The 17,622-nt window shown below is 50.4% G+C and carries 14 protein-coding genes and 1 riboswitch; of the genes, 6 read left to right on the forward strand and 8 right to left on the reverse strand.

Going from position 1 to position 17,622, the window contains the following annotated elements:
* Positions 1–8: 8 nt before the first annotated feature.
* A riboswitch (TPP riboswitch) is annotated at positions 9–100 on the forward strand.
* 71 nt (positions 101–171) lie between these two features.
* The 3 genes from thiB to ATL17_RS06640 are packed head-to-tail and all read left to right on the forward strand — an operon-like array spanning position 172 to position 3,449.
* Positions 172–1,182, forward strand: coding sequence for a thiamine ABC transporter substrate binding subunit (thiB, locus tag ATL17_RS06630; protein WP_133571954.1), 1,011 nt, complete (start codon positions 172–174; stop codon positions 1,180–1,182).
* The gene (locus ATL17_RS06635) at positions 1,154–2,839 is read left to right on the forward strand and encodes an ABC transporter permease family protein (RefSeq protein ID WP_166638915.1); all 1,686 of its coding nucleotides are present in this window, start codon (positions 1,154–1,156) and stop codon (positions 2,837–2,839) included. The genes thiB and ATL17_RS06635 overlap by 29 nt, the downstream gene beginning before the upstream one ends.
* Positions 2,832–3,449: an ATP-binding cassette domain-containing protein gene (locus ATL17_RS06640; RefSeq protein WP_208111131.1), complete on the forward strand. Its 618-nt coding sequence runs from the start codon at positions 2,832–2,834 to the stop codon at positions 3,447–3,449. Before ATL17_RS06635 ends, ATL17_RS06640 begins: the two co-directional genes overlap by 8 nt.
* A gap of 4 nt (positions 3,450–3,453) precedes the next feature.
* Here the strand turns inward: ATL17_RS06640 and ATL17_RS06645 are convergent, their stop codons facing one another.
* Positions 3,454–5,769, reverse strand: a complete 2,316-nt coding sequence (locus ATL17_RS06645; RefSeq protein WP_133571957.1) for a hypothetical protein — start codon at positions 5,767–5,769, stop codon at positions 3,454–3,456.
* Positions 5,770–5,828: 59 nt separating this feature from the next.
* Positions 5,829–7,121 carry an adenylosuccinate synthase gene (locus ATL17_RS06650; RefSeq protein WP_133571958.1) on the reverse strand — a complete coding sequence of 431 codons (1,293 nt, stop codon included), beginning with the start codon at positions 7,119–7,121 and terminating at the stop codon, positions 5,829–5,831.
* A 166-nt stretch (positions 7,122–7,287) separates the two neighbouring features.
* On the opposite strand from ATL17_RS06650, the gene ATL17_RS06655 reads away from it, so the two are divergent.
* Together ATL17_RS06655 and ATL17_RS06660 are read left to right on the forward strand one after the other, a co-directional pair.
* Positions 7,288–8,271 (forward strand): DMT family transporter, encoded by a 984-nt coding sequence (locus ATL17_RS06655; RefSeq protein WP_133571959.1) that lies wholly within the window; start codon positions 7,288–7,290, stop codon positions 8,269–8,271.
* Positions 8,264–8,476, forward strand: a complete 213-nt coding sequence (locus ATL17_RS06660) for a SlyX family protein (RefSeq protein ID WP_133571960.1) — start codon at positions 8,264–8,266, stop codon at positions 8,474–8,476. The genes ATL17_RS06655 and ATL17_RS06660 overlap by 8 nt, the downstream gene beginning before the upstream one ends.
* 100 nt (positions 8,477–8,576) lie before the next feature.
* On the opposite strand, the gene serA is transcribed toward ATL17_RS06660, so the two are convergent.
* From serA to ATL17_RS06675, 3 genes are all read right to left on the reverse strand, one after another.
* The gene (gene serA / locus ATL17_RS06665; RefSeq protein ID WP_246028636.1) at positions 8,577–10,160 is read right to left on the reverse strand and encodes a phosphoglycerate dehydrogenase; all 1,584 of its coding nucleotides are present in this window, start codon (positions 10,158–10,160) and stop codon (positions 8,577–8,579) included.
* Between the two features lie 77 nt (positions 10,161–10,237).
* Complete coding sequence (locus tag ATL17_RS06670; RefSeq protein WP_133571962.1) at positions 10,238–11,398, reverse strand: phosphoserine transaminase; 1,161 nt, start codon at positions 11,396–11,398, stop codon at positions 10,238–10,240.
* 172 nt (positions 11,399–11,570) lie between these two features.
* Positions 11,571–12,272 (reverse strand): outer membrane protein, encoded by a 702-nt coding sequence (locus ATL17_RS06675; RefSeq protein ID WP_133571963.1) that lies wholly within the window; start codon positions 12,270–12,272, stop codon positions 11,571–11,573.
* Positions 12,273–12,437: 165 nt separating this feature from the next.
* Here ATL17_RS06675 and ATL17_RS06680 point away from each other — a divergent pair, with 165 nt between their 5' ends.
* The gene (locus ATL17_RS06680; RefSeq protein WP_133571964.1) at positions 12,438–13,373 is read left to right on the forward strand and encodes a DMT family transporter; all 936 of its coding nucleotides are present in this window, start codon (positions 12,438–12,440) and stop codon (positions 13,371–13,373) included.
* Positions 13,374–13,392: 19 nt separating this feature from the next.
* Here ATL17_RS06680 and glmM read toward each other — a convergent pair whose 3' ends face one another.
* From glmM to ftsH, 3 genes are all read right to left on the reverse strand, one after another.
* The gene (gene glmM / locus ATL17_RS06685; protein ID WP_133571965.1) at positions 13,393–14,736 is read right to left on the reverse strand and encodes a phosphoglucosamine mutase; all 1,344 of its coding nucleotides are present in this window, start codon (positions 14,734–14,736) and stop codon (positions 13,393–13,395) included.
* Positions 14,737–14,843: 107 nt separating this feature from the next.
* The gene (locus tag ATL17_RS06690; RefSeq protein WP_133571966.1) at positions 14,844–15,476 is read right to left on the reverse strand and encodes a LysE family translocator; all 633 of its coding nucleotides are present in this window, start codon (positions 15,474–15,476) and stop codon (positions 14,844–14,846) included.
* Positions 15,477–15,579: 103 nt separating this feature from the next.
* Entirely contained in the window at positions 15,580–17,517 is a 1,938-nt protein-coding gene (ftsH, locus tag ATL17_RS06695) for an ATP-dependent zinc metalloprotease FtsH (RefSeq protein ID WP_133571967.1), read from the reverse strand.
* Positions 17,518–17,622: the final 105 nt, after the last annotated feature.

Raw genomic sequence — 17,622 nt, forward strand, 5'->3', positions numbered from 1 at the left:
AGGTTGGCCCTGTCTCACTGGGGTGCTCATTTGAGCTGAGATTTTACCCATTGAACCTGAACCAGGTCATGCTGGCGGAGGGAGTTTGAGCGAAAAGGAACAAATGTTCCCCACTTCGACTTTCCCCTTTCAAGCACGATCGCAATATGTCCTGTTTCTAAGGAGAAATAAATGTCTTTTCAAAAAATCGGACTTGCGGCGCTTGTAGGCTTTTCAACCCTTGTATCTGCCGCCGCAGCGCAAGATAAGCCCACACTCACCATCTACACATATGATGGCTTCGCCGCAGAATGGGGCCCGGGCCCACAACTCAAAGCCGGCTTTGAAGAAAACTGCGAATGTACAGTTGATTTTGTCGGTGCCGATTCATCAATTGGTGCATTGCGCAAGGCGCAACTAGAAGGCCCTGGCACTCAAGCCGACATCATTCTAGGTCTCGACACAAGCGTGGCTGCAGAAGCAAAAAATACCGAATTGTTCGTTGATCACAATGTTGATCTCTCAGCGCTTGAATTGCCTGTTGATTATGCCTCAAGCCAGTTTGTGCCCTTCGACTATGGCTATTTCGCATTTGTCTATGACAGCAGCAAAATCGAAACACCGCCTACTTCATTTGAAGAATTGGCAGCGTTGAGCGAAGAATTCAAAATTGCCATCCAAGACCCGCGTTCGTCCACACCAGGCCTTGGCCTTGTGCTTTGGATGCAAGCCGCAAAGGGCGACCAAGCTGACAAGCTTTGGGCCGACATTGCGCCCAACATTCTGACCGTTACGAAAGGCTGGTCTGAATCTTACAGCCTGTTCCTTGAAGGCGAAGCGGATATGGTTTTGTCATACACCAGCTCCCCTTCTTACCACCGCATTGCTGAAGAAGAGAGCAAATATCTGGCGGCCCAATTCGAAGAAGGTCACTACGTGCAAATTGAATTGGCGGGCATTTTGGAAAGCTCAGACCAAAAGCAGCTGGCCAATGACTTCCTGACCTATTTGGTCAGCCAAGCTGGGCAAAGCATTATCCCAACAACCAACTGGATGTTCCCAGTTGTGCCGCTGGACAATGGCTTGCCTGAAGGGTTTGATACCCCATTGCCAAAAGAGAACAGCCTCATTTTGGACGATGAAACAGTGGGTCAGAACACAAAGAAATATATTGATGACTTCTTTGCCGCAATCGGCCAATAAATCAAAATCAATCAATGCGTCGCCGCATAAAGCGGCGGCGCATTCGCCCATCAACTGGCGGTTTATCAGTGGCCTCGCGATCACTTTTTTCGTTTTTGCAACCATCTTTCTAGTGCTGTTCGTCATTGTTAATGCCGCGCAGAACCTACCCTCGAACCAAAGTGCGTTGAGCGCCAATATCTGGCATTTGCTCCGCATGAGTACGATACAGGCAGCCCTATCTGTTCTGTTTTCCCTAATTGTTGGCATCTTCACTGCCGTTGCGCTTTACCGCTTGAACTTTCGCGGCAAAAACTTCGCCATCGCCTTAATGTCTGCAGGCTTGGTGCTGCCCACGATTATTGTCGCGTTTGGATTGCTGGCCGTTTGGGGCCGCGCGGGCTGGCTTCGCACCGCTTCAAAAACTCTCTTTGATCAAGACCTCAATTTTTCGATCTTTGGCCTTGTCGGCATTCTAATGGCGCATACGCTTCTAAATGGATCGTTCGCGGCGCGTCTATTTTACGATCGTCTTGCCAGTACGCCAACAACCAAACTGAAACTGGGTCGATCCCTCAATCTTAGCCCCTTCGCACGATTTATCTATGTGGAATGGCCCACCCTAAAACCGGCCATCCCGGGATTGGCTGCAACCATTTTCCTCATGTGCTTTACCTCATTTGCCTTGGTGCTCTTGCTAGGTGGCGGCCCTGCCAATGCCACCTTCGAAGTGGCCATTTTCGAAGCCGTAAAGCTCGACTTTGATTTGAACCGCGCGGCCCTGTTGGCTGCAAGCCAGTTGCTTTTTTGCTTAATCATCATTGTGCCTGCCGCCAATTGGAACACCAAAAGCATGATGATCGGCAAGCCGGGCACACAAAATATCTGGCCAGCATTCGGCCCGTCAAAATGGGCGCTCACCATCCTGCTGTTGGTTGTCGCAGCCTATTATTTGACCCCACTGTTCGCGATCATTCAAAAAGCGATTTCACCCGCACTTTTGCCCTATATGGCCAAAGAGAAATTCTTGAATGCATTGCAAGCAAGTCTGACCATTGCGAGTGTAAGCGCCAGCCTGACATTAGTTTTGGCAACACTTCTGGCGGTTGCTCGCGCCGAGCTCAAACGCGCCGAGAAATTGGGCACAGCCCGTTTCCCGCGCCTGTGTAGAATGATCTTAGGCGCGCCAATCTTTGCCTATATGGCCATGCCAGCGATGGTGTTGGGGCTCGGTTTTTTCCTAATCACGCGACATCTCGCCCTCTCCACGCAATCTGTTGGCGTGTGGGTGTTGATTTTGGCGAATGCACTTTTGGCCCTTCCACTGGCCAGCGCAGCTCTCACGCCTTCATTTGAGAAACTCGCCAACCGATATGGCAAATTGTCCATGTCGCTCAATATGTCTGGCTGGCAACGTTTCCGCTATATCGAATGGCCTTTGTCTCGTCGTGAAGCGGGATATGTGTTCGCCCTCGGCTTCACCTTTTCTCTCGGCGACGTTGGCGTAATCGCCTTGTTCGGCACCGACGAATTTTCAACCCTGCCCTGGCTTATGTATCGCGCCCTTGGCAGCTATCGCTCCAACGATGCAGCCCTTGTTGCCGCCATTTTGCTAGCGCTTGTCATTTTAAGTTTTTGGGCACTGCCCCACCTGTTCAGGATCAATCGCCGTGCTTAATATAAATCAACTACATTTTTCATACGATCCCAACGCCCCGGCATATGACTTTTCGCTAAACGTGGAAGCAGGCGAAATATTGGGCATCTCCGGCAAAAGCGGTTCTGGCAAATCAACCTTGTTGGATCTGATCACAGGATTTCTTCGCCCAAGTAGCGGATCAATTCTGCTGAATGGAGAGGAACTAAACGCGCTGAGAACAGAGCACCGTCCGATCTCAATCCTTTTCCAAAAAGACAATATCTTTGAGCACCTCACCGCCCAAAAGAATGTTGAATTAGGCTTAGAACAGCCCAGCGGGGCAGATGCACTGCTGAAACAAGTCGATCTAGAAGGATTTGAAAAAAGCCTTTGTGCTGAGCTTTCAGGCGGCCAACAGCAGCGTGTTGCACTTGCACGCACATTGGGACGTAACCGACCCATCCTATTGTTAGACGAGCCTTTCTCCGCACTTGATGATCAAACTGCGGACGAAATGCGTTCGCTAGTGCGCAAACTTGTCAAACAGAATGATTGGCACACAATTTTGGTCAGCCATCACCAGAAAGATTTGACGGAGTTAGCAACGCGGCAACTTGCCCTCAAAGAGGGAAAGTTGCACGCGGTCTAATCTGCTAGTTGGCGGCCCATTCGGCCAGCACTTCTTCAAAGATTTGAGTGCCTGCCGCGCCCTTTTCCAAGGTCAAAATCGCTTTGCGGCCAGTGCCATAAATCAGAGGTAAATCGAGCCAGCCATTTTGGCCGAGAAGTTCAAGGTTACGCGCCACATCATTTTCTGAACCGCTCATAGCGAACAGGAATGAGTTATCGACGATCCGCACGGATGCACCAACCAAGGTCGTGCCTTGCGCCAATTCCTGGTCTTTCATCAACACGCCAGGCAAACTGGCAATGCTGCCACCAAGGAAGCTATCGGTAACCGTGAAGTTCACTTCAACCAAATGGCTAGCAGGCAACGCCTCATCACTATTTTTGCGGATCAACATATCAACAGACAAGTTGCGCGCAGGAATAGACGCTGATGCGCGGATCGTTGGAATTCCCAACTCATCCACATCACGTGTCCACTGGGTTTGCCCCGAAAATGGAACGGCACCGCCAGCACCACTTGTTTGTTCTTCAATCAACAAGGATTGTGAACCAGCAGTTGCTTGCGCAGTCGGGTCCTGAACATTCAACGGATTTTCCGTCGTGTCTTCCGCCGAAACACTGTCATCTTCGCTAGGCAAGCGAGCATCATCTGAAGCAGTAGCCGTATCAGTGCCTGATGCATCATCCGTCGGCGTATCCGTTGCTGGCGTGTCAGTGCCAGTAGCGGCTGCACTATCGTCAGTCGTTGCTGCGTCAGTGGTCGCGCTATCTGTTTGGTCAGATGGCTCTTCTGGTGTCAAACGTGGCGCTTCACCGCCTGTGTCGCTTGTGCCCGGTGCAGTGTTGTTGCCGGTATTAGCCGGTGTCACATCGCGCACATTTGTTTGCGGAGGTGTTTCAGTATTACTTGTGTCTGTCGGCTGTGGGGTTTCGCCTGTGTCCCCATTTGTTGGATTTGAAATCAAATCACTCAACCCAACCTGCGCCAGCACTGGATCAAGGTTCACATAACCTTCACGCCAGGCCCAATAAGTGCCGCCACCCAATAGGCCAATCAACAAAACAAACACGCCAAGGAAAACCAACAAGCCGCCACCGCCGCCTGATTGCTCATCCTCAACAAAGTCTTCACTCTCTTCGACAAGCTCTGGCTTGCTCGTCTCTTTTTCGGCAGCCGCTGCAATTGCGCCTTTTGACGTTTCGCTCAACAGCGCTTCATCAGCGCTAGGCTCATGTTTACCCTCAGCTTCACGATCCAACGCCAACAGAGCGCGATCAATCGCCGCTTGCGCGTCGTCATCATCCTCATCAGATTGACGCAAGTCTTCGGGATCGACATCGACTTCCCGCACACTGGAAAGTGCCGCCTCAACATTATTATTTGCAACAGGTTCTGCGCTCACAACATTAGGTGTTGGGGCGTTAAGGCCCGCTGCAGCTCGCGCTTGCGCAATAACATCGTCTACACTGTTGGCGGTATATTCACTTGGCGTATCATCGCCAAGCTCTTCCAACTGCGCCACCAAATCGCTATTTTCATCGTCATCATCTGCAGTCTCGTCAATTTCCGATGCCTGCTCTTCTTCTTGAGCATCTTGTTCGACGTCTGCAACTTCAGGCTCAGATGCATCTTCTTCAGACACATCTGACTGGTCTTCAGGCTCTTCAACATCCACTTGCGAAGAAATTGGCGCTTCTTCGACAACAGCCTCAGTCTGTTCTTCCAGCGCATCTTCCTCTTCAGGTTGATGATCTTCAACCACACTCGAGGCATCTTGTTCTTCGACAGAAAACTCTTCTTCAATCGGCGCTTGCTCAAAACTATCATCAGCACCATCATCGCTGGCCACATGCTCTGCAGCATATTCCGCTTGTTCTGGTGCTTGCTCGGCTTCATCAACAAGTTCTTCGATTGTTGTCGAGGTCTCTTCTGCAGGTTCTACCTCGTCAACTGCAAGCGTTTCCGTCTCAACAGCAGTTTCAACCTCAGCCTCAACTTCTGCTTCAGGCTCCTCAACTGGCGCAGCAGGTTGCGGCTCAACCGCAACCTCTTCTGGCATAGAAGGTGTTGGCACGGCCTGCTCAACGGTTGCTTCTTGCTCCCGATGAGAAAGGCCCTGCAAAAGCTTTTCGGTTGCTTCTTGCTCAACTTGGCGAATGCAGTCTTCTAGCGTCAAGCGATGTTGGGTGATTTCCCGCGCAGGAATAGGCGGTTCAATCGCATGCAATTGCGTCACCAGCGCCGAACGCGCCTTTTCGTAAACAGCCCGACGGGCTGTGCCGTTATTCTCCGGCAAGGCGTCAATCGCCCGGCGCAAAAGCTCTCTATAATCTGCCATCAGCTACTTATACTCATTCCGTTGGGTCTTAACCCTTTATTAGTTGTAGCGAAAAAAACTTAGTCTTGAAAAGGGTCATGCACCAAAATGCTGTCTAAACGCTCTGGGGATGTGGATAGAACGGCAACAGGTGTGCCAATCAGTTCTTCAATCCGACGCACATATTTAACCGCTTCCGCTGGCAAATCAGCCCAAGACCGCGCCCCAGCAGTAGTGCCTTGCCAACCTTCCAAGGTTTCATAAATCGGCTGAACATTAGCCTGCCCCTGCATGGTCGATGGCAAATAATCAATGCGCTCGCCATCCAATTCATAGCCAACACAAACTTTGATTTCTTTCATGCCATCCAAAACATCAAGCTTGGTCAACGCAATGCCATTGATGCCAGAAACCTGAACCGTTTGCTTCACCAAAACAGCGTCAAACCAGCCACAACGACGCTTACGCCCTGTGTTCACGCCCCACTCATGGCCTTTTTCACCAAGATATTCGCCAATCTCATTGATTTGCTCAGTTGGGAAAGGTCCCTCGCCCACGCGTGTTGTGTAGGCTTTGGTGATGCCCAAAACATAGTCCAACGCACCTGGCCCCAGGCCAGAACCGTTAGCAGCCTGTCCACCGATGGTGTTCGATGATGTAACAAATGGATAGGTGCCATGCTCAATATCAAGCAACGCGCCTTGCGCACCTTCAAACAAAATGCGCTTGCCATCGCGACGCATCTGATTGAGCTTTTCCCAAACGCGACCAGAGAAGGGCAGCAATTCGTCGGCAACTTCCATCAATTCATCATAGATGGTTTCAGCTTTCACTTCATCAATGCCCAACCCGCGACGCAGTGCATTGTGGTGACGCAACAAGCGCTCAATCTTCGCTTTCAAAATTTCTGGATCAGCCAAATCAGCCACACGAATAGCGCGACGACCAACCTTATCTTCATAAGCTGGGCCCATGCCACGTTTTGTGGTGCCGATCTTCAGACCTGCATTTGAATTCTCACGGAAGCTATCCAGCTCACGGTGCAGCGATAGAATTAAGCATGCATTGTCGGCCACCATCAAATTCTCTGGTGAAATTTCAACGCCCTGGCCGCGCAACAATGCCAGCTCTTTCACAAAATGGTGCGGATCAACCACGACACCATTGCCGATAACAGAGAATTTGCCCGGGCGCACAACGCCAGATGGCAACAATGCTGTTTTATAAGTGACCCCATCGATTACCAAAGTATGGCCGGCATTGTGACCACCTTGGAAGCGCACAACAACGTCAGCGCGCTCGCTCAACCAGTCAACAATTTTGCCCTTGCCTTCATCGCCCCATTGGGAGCCGATCACAACAACATTTGCCATTTAACTTAATTCTCCTTCACGACCACTTTTATTGGCACAGGATTGGGACAGAATAATGCCCAAATTATATACCCAATGCCCACAAAAGCTGATCTTTCGGTCCATTTGGGTGTTTAGAACCGGTTCAAAACCTGATAAGCGAAGCTGATATAGCAAAAGTGAACCTATGACAAAACCACAATCCGCAGTAAACGTAAGAAAAAATCCGTTCCATCAACTGTTTAATCAGCCCTATCTGCTTTTGGTGCTCACCTCGCTGTTCTGGGGCGGCAATATGGTTGCCGGCAAACTCGCCGTGGACGACATTTCCCCGACCGCCCTAATTGCTGGTCGGTTTACGCTTGGCTTTCTTGTCATCCTGCCTTTTGCTTGGCCGCATTTGCGCAAAGACTTGCCTATATTGCTGAAAAACTTCTGGCTTTTGGCATTTTACGGTGCTGTTGGCTTCTCCGGTTTTAATCTATTTCTCTATCTTGGGGCACAACACACAACTGCCGTCAATGGAGCGATTGAGCAAGCCTCCATTCCCATGATGGTGATGATGGCCAATTTTGTCCTGTTCAAACAACGCGCCTACCCATTGCAGCTTTTGGGCGTTGTGTTGACGCTTGTCGGCGTAATTTATGTGGCAACAGCAGGCAATCCCATGCGGCTTGCCCGCATGGACATCAATATTGGTGACGGCCTCGTACTCATCGCCTGCGTGATCTATGCCGCCTATTCGGTTTGCCTACGCTATCGTCCAACCATCCACTGGATGACCTTTCTTGCGGTCACCTTCTTCTTTGCGACCCTAGGCGCACTTTTTTACCAGCTCTTTCTGGGTGGCCTGCCAGAGTTTGTTGCCGCAATCCCAAAAATCACACCGCTCGGCTGGGTTTTGGTGATCTATACTGGCCTTTTTCCGTCTATTCTCTCGCAGCTATTTTATGCCCGTGGCGTGGAAATGATCGGCGCTAATCGCGCCAGCCTGTTCATCAACGCGTTGCCACTCTTTGGCGCACTTCTCTCAGTGATCATTTTGGGCGAAGCCTTGCAAAGCTATCACTTTGTGGCGGCAATCTTTATTGTTGCCGGGATCACCATGGCAGAATATGCGGTGCGCTCCGCCAAAAAGCGCGAAGCCAAGAAAGAGGGTAGCAATGAGTGAAAATAAGGATTTGCGAGAACGCATCGAAGCGTTGGAAATGCGCATTGCCTATCAGGATCAAACCATCGAAGATTTGAACCAAACCATCACCAAGCAATGGACTGAGTTCGATAAACTCAACCGCGAAATTGCTAAGCTCTATGCCCAGATGGAAGAAATGGACAATAGCGGCGGCGAGATCGTAGACCGCCCACCGCACTATTGAGCCCTGCTAAAAAACGAAACAGGGAAAGCCTGCTCAACCACGCTTTCCCTGCTCTCATTAGATGCGCGCTGCAGCGCGCACCGGCTGAATTTCAATACACCTAGAATTTAAGCGGCTTAGCCTGCTTCACCCCTTCAAGGGCTGAAATTGTTTTCACTTGGGCGTCGCTCAAGTCACCATCAATATTGATCAGCGCAATCGCATCGCCGCCACTTTCCACGCGCCCCAAATTGAAGTTGGCGATGTTCACATCTTCATTGCCCAACAATGTGCCTAGGCGACCAATAAAGCCAGGTTTATCTTCGTTGGTGATGTAAAGCATGGACGGTGTAATCTCCGCTTCCATGTTCACGCCTTTCACTTGGATCAGACGCGGCTTGCCATCGGCAAACACGGTGCCCGCAACGGAACGTTCTTGCCGTTCTGTGATCACCGTCAGGCGGATATAGTTTTCATAAGCGCCCTGTTGCTCACGGTTGACCGTTTCAACATGCATGCCACGATCCTTCGCCAGAACTGGTGCAGATACCATGTTCACATCGCCCAACAAAGGCTTCAAAACACCTGTGAGCAAGGCAGAAACCATCGGCTTGGTGTTGAGATCAGCCACGTGGCCTTCAAACTCAATCCGCACGCCCTTAATGCCACTTTCCGTCAACTGACCCGCAAAGCTACCCAACATTTCAGCCAATTTCACAAATGGCATCAATTTCGGCGCTTCTTCAGCGGAAATAGATGGGAAGTTCAATGCATTAGAGATGGCCCCATGCATCAAATAAGCACTCATTTGCTCTGCGACTTGCAGGGCCACGTTTTCCTGCGCTTCAGTTGTGGACGCGCCTAGGTGCGGCGTTGCGATCAGATTTGGCGCCTCAAACAATGGATTGTCTGTTGCTGGCTCAACCTCGAACACGTCCATGGCCGCGCCCGCCAACTTGCCGCTCTCAAGCGCATCTTTCAATGCCGCCTCATCAACAAGGCCACCGCGGGCACAGTTGATCAAACGTGCGCCATCTTTCATCTTCGCAATATTTTCAGCGCTGATGATGCCGCGTGTCGCGTCGGTCAATGGTGTGTGCAATGAAATAAAGTCAGCGCGAGCCAACAATTCATCCAGCTCCACTTTCTCAACGCCAAGATCAAGCGCACGCTCGGGTGTAAGAAATGGGTCAAACGCAATGACCTTCATCTTAAGGCCTTGAGCACGATCAGCCACAATGGCACCAATGTTCCCGCAACCGATAATGCCGAGTGTTTTGGCCGTCACCTCAACACCCATAAATTTAGACTTTTCCCATTTGCCAGCGCGTGTAGACGCATCAGCAGCTGGAATTTGGCGCGCCAAGGAAAGCAACAAAGAAATGGCGTGTTCAGCGGTCGTGATGGAATTGCCGAACGGCGTATTCATCACAATAATGCCTTTGGCAGTGGCGTTTGGAATATCCACATTGTCCACGCCAATACCTGCACGACCAATCACTTTGAGATTGTCAGCGGCAGCAATAATTTTCTCGGTAACTTTGGTGGCAGAGCGGATCGCCAAGCCATCATATTGCCCGATGATCTCAAGCAATTTTTCTTTGTCTTTGCCGACATCTGGCAAGAAATCAACGTCCACGCCATTGTCGCGGAAAATCTGTACTGCTGTTTCGCTCAATTTGTCAGAAACAAGAACCTTAGGCATAAGTGCCTCCATAAATTTCAAAATTTTGGGAAAAAGGTTGGCAGCATTCCGCCAACCGGTCTCACTTTAGGAGGCGCCTAAAGCGCCGCTTTTTCCGCCGCAAAGGCAAAATCTAGCCAATGGGTCAGGGCTTCAAGGTCAGAAGTTTCAACCGTTGAACCTGCCCAGATCCGCAGCCCAGCTGGCGCATCGCGATATGCGCCAATATCATAGGCCACATCCTCTTTGTCCAACCGCGTTGCAATAGCCTTGGCAAAGGCAGCTTGCGCATCGGCATCAAGCGCAGCAATGTCGGGATCAACGATCTTCAAACACACTGACGTGTTTGACCGAGTTTCAGGCACTTCAGCCAGATTGGCCACCCAATCTGTCGCTTCAATCCATGCATTGAGCAAATTGAAGTTCGCATCGGCCCGCTTCTGAAGCCCGTTCTCGCCCAATGTTTTGGCCCATTCCATCGCATCAATCACATCTTCAATCACCATAAGTGATGGCGTGTTGATGGTCGCCGCCTCAAAAATGCCTTCAATCAATTTACCGCCTTTGGTGAGACGGAAGATTTTTGGCAATGGACGATCAGGCGTATAGCCTTCCAAACGCTCTACAGCACGTGGAGAAAGGATAATCACCCCATGCGCACCTTCGCCACCGAGCACTTTCTGCCAAGAGAAGGTGGTAACATCGAGCTTGGTGAAATCTAGTTCTTGCGCAAACGCTGCTGATGTCGCATCGCAAATGCTCAAACCTTCGCGGTCCGCAGCAATCCAATCTGCGTTGGGCACGCGAACGCCAGAAGTTGTACCATTCCAAGTGAAAACAACATCGCGTGTCCAATCCACTTGGGTAAGATCAGGCAATTGGCCATAATCAGCATCCAAAACGCGTACATCGTCCAGCTTTAGCTGCTTGACCACATCGGTCACCCAACCAGCGCCAAAGCTTTCCCAAGCCAACATATCAACGCCGCGCGCGCCCAGCATAGACCAAAGGGCCATTTCAACAGCACCAGTGTCAGAAGCAGGCACAATGCCGATGCGATAATCATCAGGCACATTGAGCAATTCGCGCGTCAAATCAATCGCATATTGAATGCGAGCCTTGGCAGGCTTGGCACGGTGAGACCGACCCAACAATTTGTCATTGAGAAATTCAGCCGTCCAGTTTGGACGCTTTGTGCACGGCCCAGATGAGAATCTGGGGTTCGCCGGGCGCACGTCCGGCTTCAAAATATCTGTCATGTCACTACCCTTTCAGATAGGCGCCCCTCGTTGGGGAGGGGTGGCCCACTGACCGGGATAGTTGCATTTATCATCCGCGTCAATATTTTTTATTGTCGGACAAAATTGGAACCAGCCAAATAAAAACCCCGGCGCAAGGACCGGGGTTTTTAAATTTGAATGTGCGTTGCGCTTAATAGAAGCGATAGCGAATGCTTGCACGAATTTCGTGCGCAACTGCATCCTGCACCCACATGCCAGAGCCTTGAGTTGAGAACCCTTTGTGCCACAATGCACGGTACCCAATATCAGCAACAGCAGCGCCCATATCATAGGCAACACCAGCCATCACAGCACCAGCCCAAGAGCGGTTACCAGCGCCAGCTGCAAGATCTGGGTTTGTCGCGTGGGTCGCTGATGTATAGTGCCAAGCTTTACCCAAACCTGCACCAACATAGCCCTGCCAACCACCGTCAGCGCTTAGGCCCATGCCGCCCAAATCGAAATCATAATAAACGTTTGCAAGAGCAACAGTTGAGCGCAAATCAGCTGAATAGCCATTGGCGGTCAAACCAGTGTTCCGCAACCAATCAACGGTCAAATCCGTGCGGAAACCGTTGCCAAATTCATAACCAGCACCTGCACCAAAGCTGTAGCCCCAGCCCATATCAGTCGGCGTGGCCGAGTTTGGACATGGACAAAACTCTACATTACGCGCCCACATTGCGTTACCCGCAACAGAACCACGCAAATAAAACGCACCGGAAAGGCCGTAATCTACTTCTGGCAATTCAGGATATTCTGGTTCAGGCTGTGGCCAATCGGCGGCCAACGCGCTTGTTCCAAACATTGAGGCAGCTGCAAACAACGCAGCACCAATCCACTTAAGCATCATTCTAATCCTTCTACGCAAGCCACTTTTCTTGACTTTCCGAGAAGGAGTATGCGTGCTCTTTCTTAAAACGCACTTAACCTAAAAATTTAACCCTAATTTTTTTTGAATATTTTGATATAGTTAGATTCTCTTCTTATCGATATTCCACTTTATTCAGGATCTATTATGGCTCAGCAATCACGCACATTTGGCGACTGGATTTTGCTTTTATTTCTGGTACTTGTGTGGGGTAGCTCCTTTGTGAGCATCAAATATATTGTCGAATATATTCCGCCCATGTGGATCGCCGCGATGCGGTTGACAATTGCTGCAATTTTAATGGGTTTATTTGCATTTTGGCGCAATATTCGCCTGCCAAACACCAAAAAAGAGTGGATTGCATGCGCGGCAATGGGTGCCTTGGGCACCGCAATGCCCTTCATGTTGATCAACTATGCAACCCAGTTTTTGCCCTCTTCAATCGCTGGCCTGATGATGGCTACTGTGCCGATCCAAGTCATGCTTTTATCGCTTGTCTTTTTGCCGGAGGAAAAGGCAACTCTTTTGCGGGTTATGGGCTTAGCTGCAGGTTTTCTTGGCGTCACCGCCGTTATTTTGGGCAACAATAATCAAGAAGCGGCCGCTGTCGCCTTCTCGCTGCTGCCGTTTATATTGTTGATTATTGCCACATCGGGCTATGCCAGCAATTCGCTGATTTCCAGACGCGTTTTGGAAATGCCCGCCATGACAAAGTCACTGGGTGTGTTGATTTTTGCAGCCATCACAGCTTCGATATGCGCGCTCATTTTTGAGCCTGTGCCCAACACCCCAAATATGGGCGCCTGGGCTGGCGTGATCTATTTGGCGTTGTTACCTACTTGGGCCACAACCATTGCCCTATATGTGCTGCTGGACCGCACAAGTGCAGCATTTGTAACTCTGTCGAATTACTTCATTCCTGCCGCATCTATTATCTTCGGTGCCGTATTGTTCCAAGAACAACTCAGCATCCTGCAGTTTGTTGGGTTCGGCATTATTCTGTTGGGCGTAGGCATTTCAGAAGGTGTGATACGCCCCCGGAAAAGAAAAAAGCGGCAGTATCCACCGCCGCCTTCAGCATAATCATCCGTTGGGCGCTTGCCTAAGCGATTCCCTCAATCACGTGGGCAATTTCACCAACAACTTGCTTCACAAGAGTTTCATCATCCCCCTCGCCCATCACCCGGATCAAAGGTTCTGTGCCTGATGGGCGGATAACCAAGCGACCTGAAGCGCCGAGTTTCTGTTCACCGCTAGCAATCGCTTTGATCACCCGGTCATCACGCAAAGGCGTGCCGCCACTAATGCGGACATTGGTCAAAAGCTGCGGCACCTGCTCAAACATTTTGCACACTTCTGAAACGGGCTTATTGCGCTTTTGCACAAGGCTCATCACTTGAAGTGCTGAAACCAAGCCATCACCCGTTGTTGAGAAATCAGACAAAATAATGTGTCCAGATTGCTCACCACCCAGATTATAACCGCCTGAACGCATACGCTCGAGCACATAACGGTCTCCAACTTTCGTGCGTTCCAACCGCAATTGGTTATCGCTAAGGCAACGCTCCAACCCAAGGTTAGACATGATGGTCGCCACCATGCCACCGCCATTCAACCGCTCCAATTCGTGCCAATAAAGCGCCAACGCTGCCATCAATTGGTCACCATCAATGATCTGGCCTTTTTCGTCCACAATCACCACGCGGTCCGCGTCACCATCCAGAGCAATGCCAATGTCTGCCCCTTCTTCGATCACGCGCATGCACAATGCTTTTGGTGACGTTGAACCGCAATTCTTGTTGATGTTGAAGCCATCAGGCTCCACACCCATGGCGATAACTTCAGCACCCAACTCCCACAAAGCTTCTGGTGCGGTTTTATATGCAGCACCATTGGCGCAATCCACCACCACTTTGAGACCTGTAAAGTCTGCGTTGCGCGGCAAAGTCCGCTTGGCAAACTCGGTATAACGGGTAGTCACTTCATTGATCCGCTTCGCACGACCAATATCAACGCCCTGGGTCAAACCAGCAGAAACGCCCTTTTCAACCAGCTCTTCGATCTTTTCTTCCACCTCGTCAGAAAGCTTAAAGCCATCCGGTTGGAAAAACTTGATGCCATTATCTTCAAATGGATTATGCGATGCGGAAATCATCACACCCAAATCAGCGCGCAGCGACCGGGTGAGCATTGCAACGGCAGGCGTCGGCACCGGGCCCAGCAAATACACATCCATACCAACAGATGTGAAACCACCAGTAAGCGCATATTCAAGCATATAGCCAGAACGACGTGTATCCTTGCCAATCACCACCCTGTGGCGGTGGTCACCGCGCCGAAAGGCCATGCCTGCAGCTTGCCCAACACGCAGTGCCAATTCTGGCGTGAGCTTTTCCCCATTGGCCAAGCCGCGAATACCGTCTGTTCCAAAATATTTCCGTGCCATACACCCATCCAATTGCGATAGGCTTGACCTATCGATGTCGAAATCAAAAATGCTTATTAAACAAAAACCAAAACTAAATTATGGCAATAATACCTTTAGCCGTTTGGTCAAGACCTTTCCAAGGCTAATTTTGCGCCAAGGCCGATCAAAAATGTTCCTCCAATGCGCTGAAGCCATGCAGAGCGGGCACTTGGACCCGTTAACCGTTTTAGCACCCAACCCGCAAAAAGTACGCACACCAAATCCGCGCTTGAAAACATCACATTCACGATGGTACCCAAAATCACCATTTGCGCCCAAATCGGCAAGCTCGCGTCAATCGACACAAATTGCGGCAGAAACGACACGAAAAACAATGCGGTTTTGGGATTGAGCACCTCAACGCTGATGCTCTCAAAAAACGCGCGTTTTGCACTCTTCGTTTGCGGCGCTTCGCTGTCGTGAACTTTCTTCTCCCGCCGAACGATCATCATCACACCCAGATAAACCAGATAAGCCGCACCAGCGATTTTAACGACCATATAAAGAGCAGGCACAGCCGTCAGCAACGCTGCCAAACCAAACGCGGCGAGCAGCACATGGGCATAGCCGCCCAAATGAACGCCAAGCGCAGCCATAAACCCGGCCCATTGTCCGCGTGCAATTGTTTGCGCGGAAACATAAATCATTGCTGGCCCCGGCAAATAGGAAAACATCGCAGTCGTGATAAAAAACGCGAGTAAAATTTCAAATGATGGCATGTGGCAATCTCCTGCTCCCAATGGGCAAATATTAGCACCCGACTACACAATAAAAAAGAGGCCCGAAGGCCTCTTTCAAATTCGCAATTAGAACTAGATCGATCTAATTTTCTGGCTGCGGCTCCGCATCACCTTCAGTGCCTTTGCCATCATCATTTGGCTTTTTCTTTGGCACGGCTTTGCCCGCCCGCGGCACACCTGTTGCTTTTGCGGTCGGCGTGTTGTCATCGTCAGACCGTGTAGGCTTTTTGCCATCGCGCAATGCGCGCAACTCATCGCCCGTCAATGTTTCGAACTCAAGCAATGCCTGCGCAATATCTTCAAACAATTGCTCATTCTCATTGATCAAATTACGCGCCTTGGTTTCAGCTTCTTCCACCAAAGACCGCACTTCTTCATCAATCAAACGCGCAGTGTCGTCAGACATATGATCCACATTAGCCGGGCCGTAAATACCCTGAGGGTCTGATTTATAAAGCACACGACCCAGCTTTTCAGACATACCCCATTCGGTGACCATAGAGGTCGCCAATTTGGTTGCACCCTGAATATCACCAGCTGCACCAGAAGTTACCTTCTCCGGCCCAAACTTATGGATCTCCGCTTCACGCCCACCAAATGCCAACACAAGCTGAGCCAATGCCTTTTCTTTGGAGAATGAATATTGGTCATTCTCAGGCAAGCTCATCACCATACCAAGCGCACGACCGCGCGGAATAATGGTGGCTTTGTGGATCGGGTCCAACACGTTGGACATCAAAAGTGACACCAAAGCGTGGCCCGCTTCGTGATAAGCCGTATTCCGCTTTTCATCTTCCTTCATGGCAAGCGTGCGACGTTCCGCACCCATCATGATCTTGTCTTTGGCATCTTCAAACTCAGCCATCGTCACAAAACGCTTATTACGACGCGCAGCCAACAATGCCGATTCGTTCACCAAGTTCATGATTTCCGCACCAGAAAAGCCAGGCGTACCACGCGCAAGAATTTTCAAATCCACATCAGGTGCCAATGGCACTTTGCGCACATGAACTTTCAAAATCTGTTCGCGGCCTGTCACATCTGGATTTGGCACAACAACCTGACGGTCAAAACGGCCCGGACGCAGCAAAGCAGGGTCCAAAACGTCTGGACGGTTGGTCGCCGCAATCAAAATGATGCTTTCATTCTCTTCAAAGCCATCCATTTCAACCAGCAACTGGTTCAAGGTCTGCTCGCGCTCATCATTGCCGCCGCCAAAACCGGCACCACGGTGACGCCCCACAGCATCGATCTCGTCAATAAAGATGATACATGGTGAATTCTTTTTGGCTTGCTCAAACATGTCGCGCACGCGGCTCGCACCAACGCCCACAAACATTTCAACAAAGTCAGAACCTGAAATGGTGAAAAACGGCACATTGGCTTCGCCAGCAACAGAACGTGCCAACAAAGTTTTACCAGTACCTGGAGGGCCCACCAACAATACACCGCGCGGAATCTTACCGCCGAGACGCTGGAATTTACCCGGATCACGCAAATAATCTACGATTTCTTCAAGATCTTGCTTGGCTTCATCAACACCAGCAACATCTTCAAATGTCACCTTGCCGTGGCTCTCGGTCAAAAGCTTCGCACGGGACTTACCAAAGCCCATTGCGCCGCCACGTCCACCGCCCTGCATTTGACGGATGAAGAAAAACCACACTGCAATGATCACGATGAAAGGCAACCATGATGACAAAAGAATTGTCCAGAACGGGCTTGATTCGGGAGGTTGAGCCGCGATGAGAACACCACGATCCTCAAGCCGAGACACAACATCTACCCCATTGGGCAAATAGGTCTCGAACCGTTGGCTGTTTTTCAACGTACCGCGCAACCGATTATCTGTGATTGTGACGCTTTGTACCGACCCTGAATCCACATCAGCAATAAATTGCGAATAGGTCTTTTGCGTCAGCCCCGCTGTTTGGGACGAGGTTTGGAAAATTTGGAAAAGGCCAAGCAACATAACAAGGATGACCATCCAAATTGCAAGGTTGCGAAAATTACCGTTCATTTAACCTGCCTTGAATAGATGTACGCTCTTTTTACGCACACAATTAGAATTTGGATCGAATGTAAGGTCCAATGCCCCCCGTTACAAGGGGCGCGGCCCGCAATT

This window comes from Maritalea mobilis (assembly GCF_004363175.1).
GTDB lineage: Bacteria > Pseudomonadota > Alphaproteobacteria > Rhizobiales > Devosiaceae > Maritalea > Maritalea mobilis.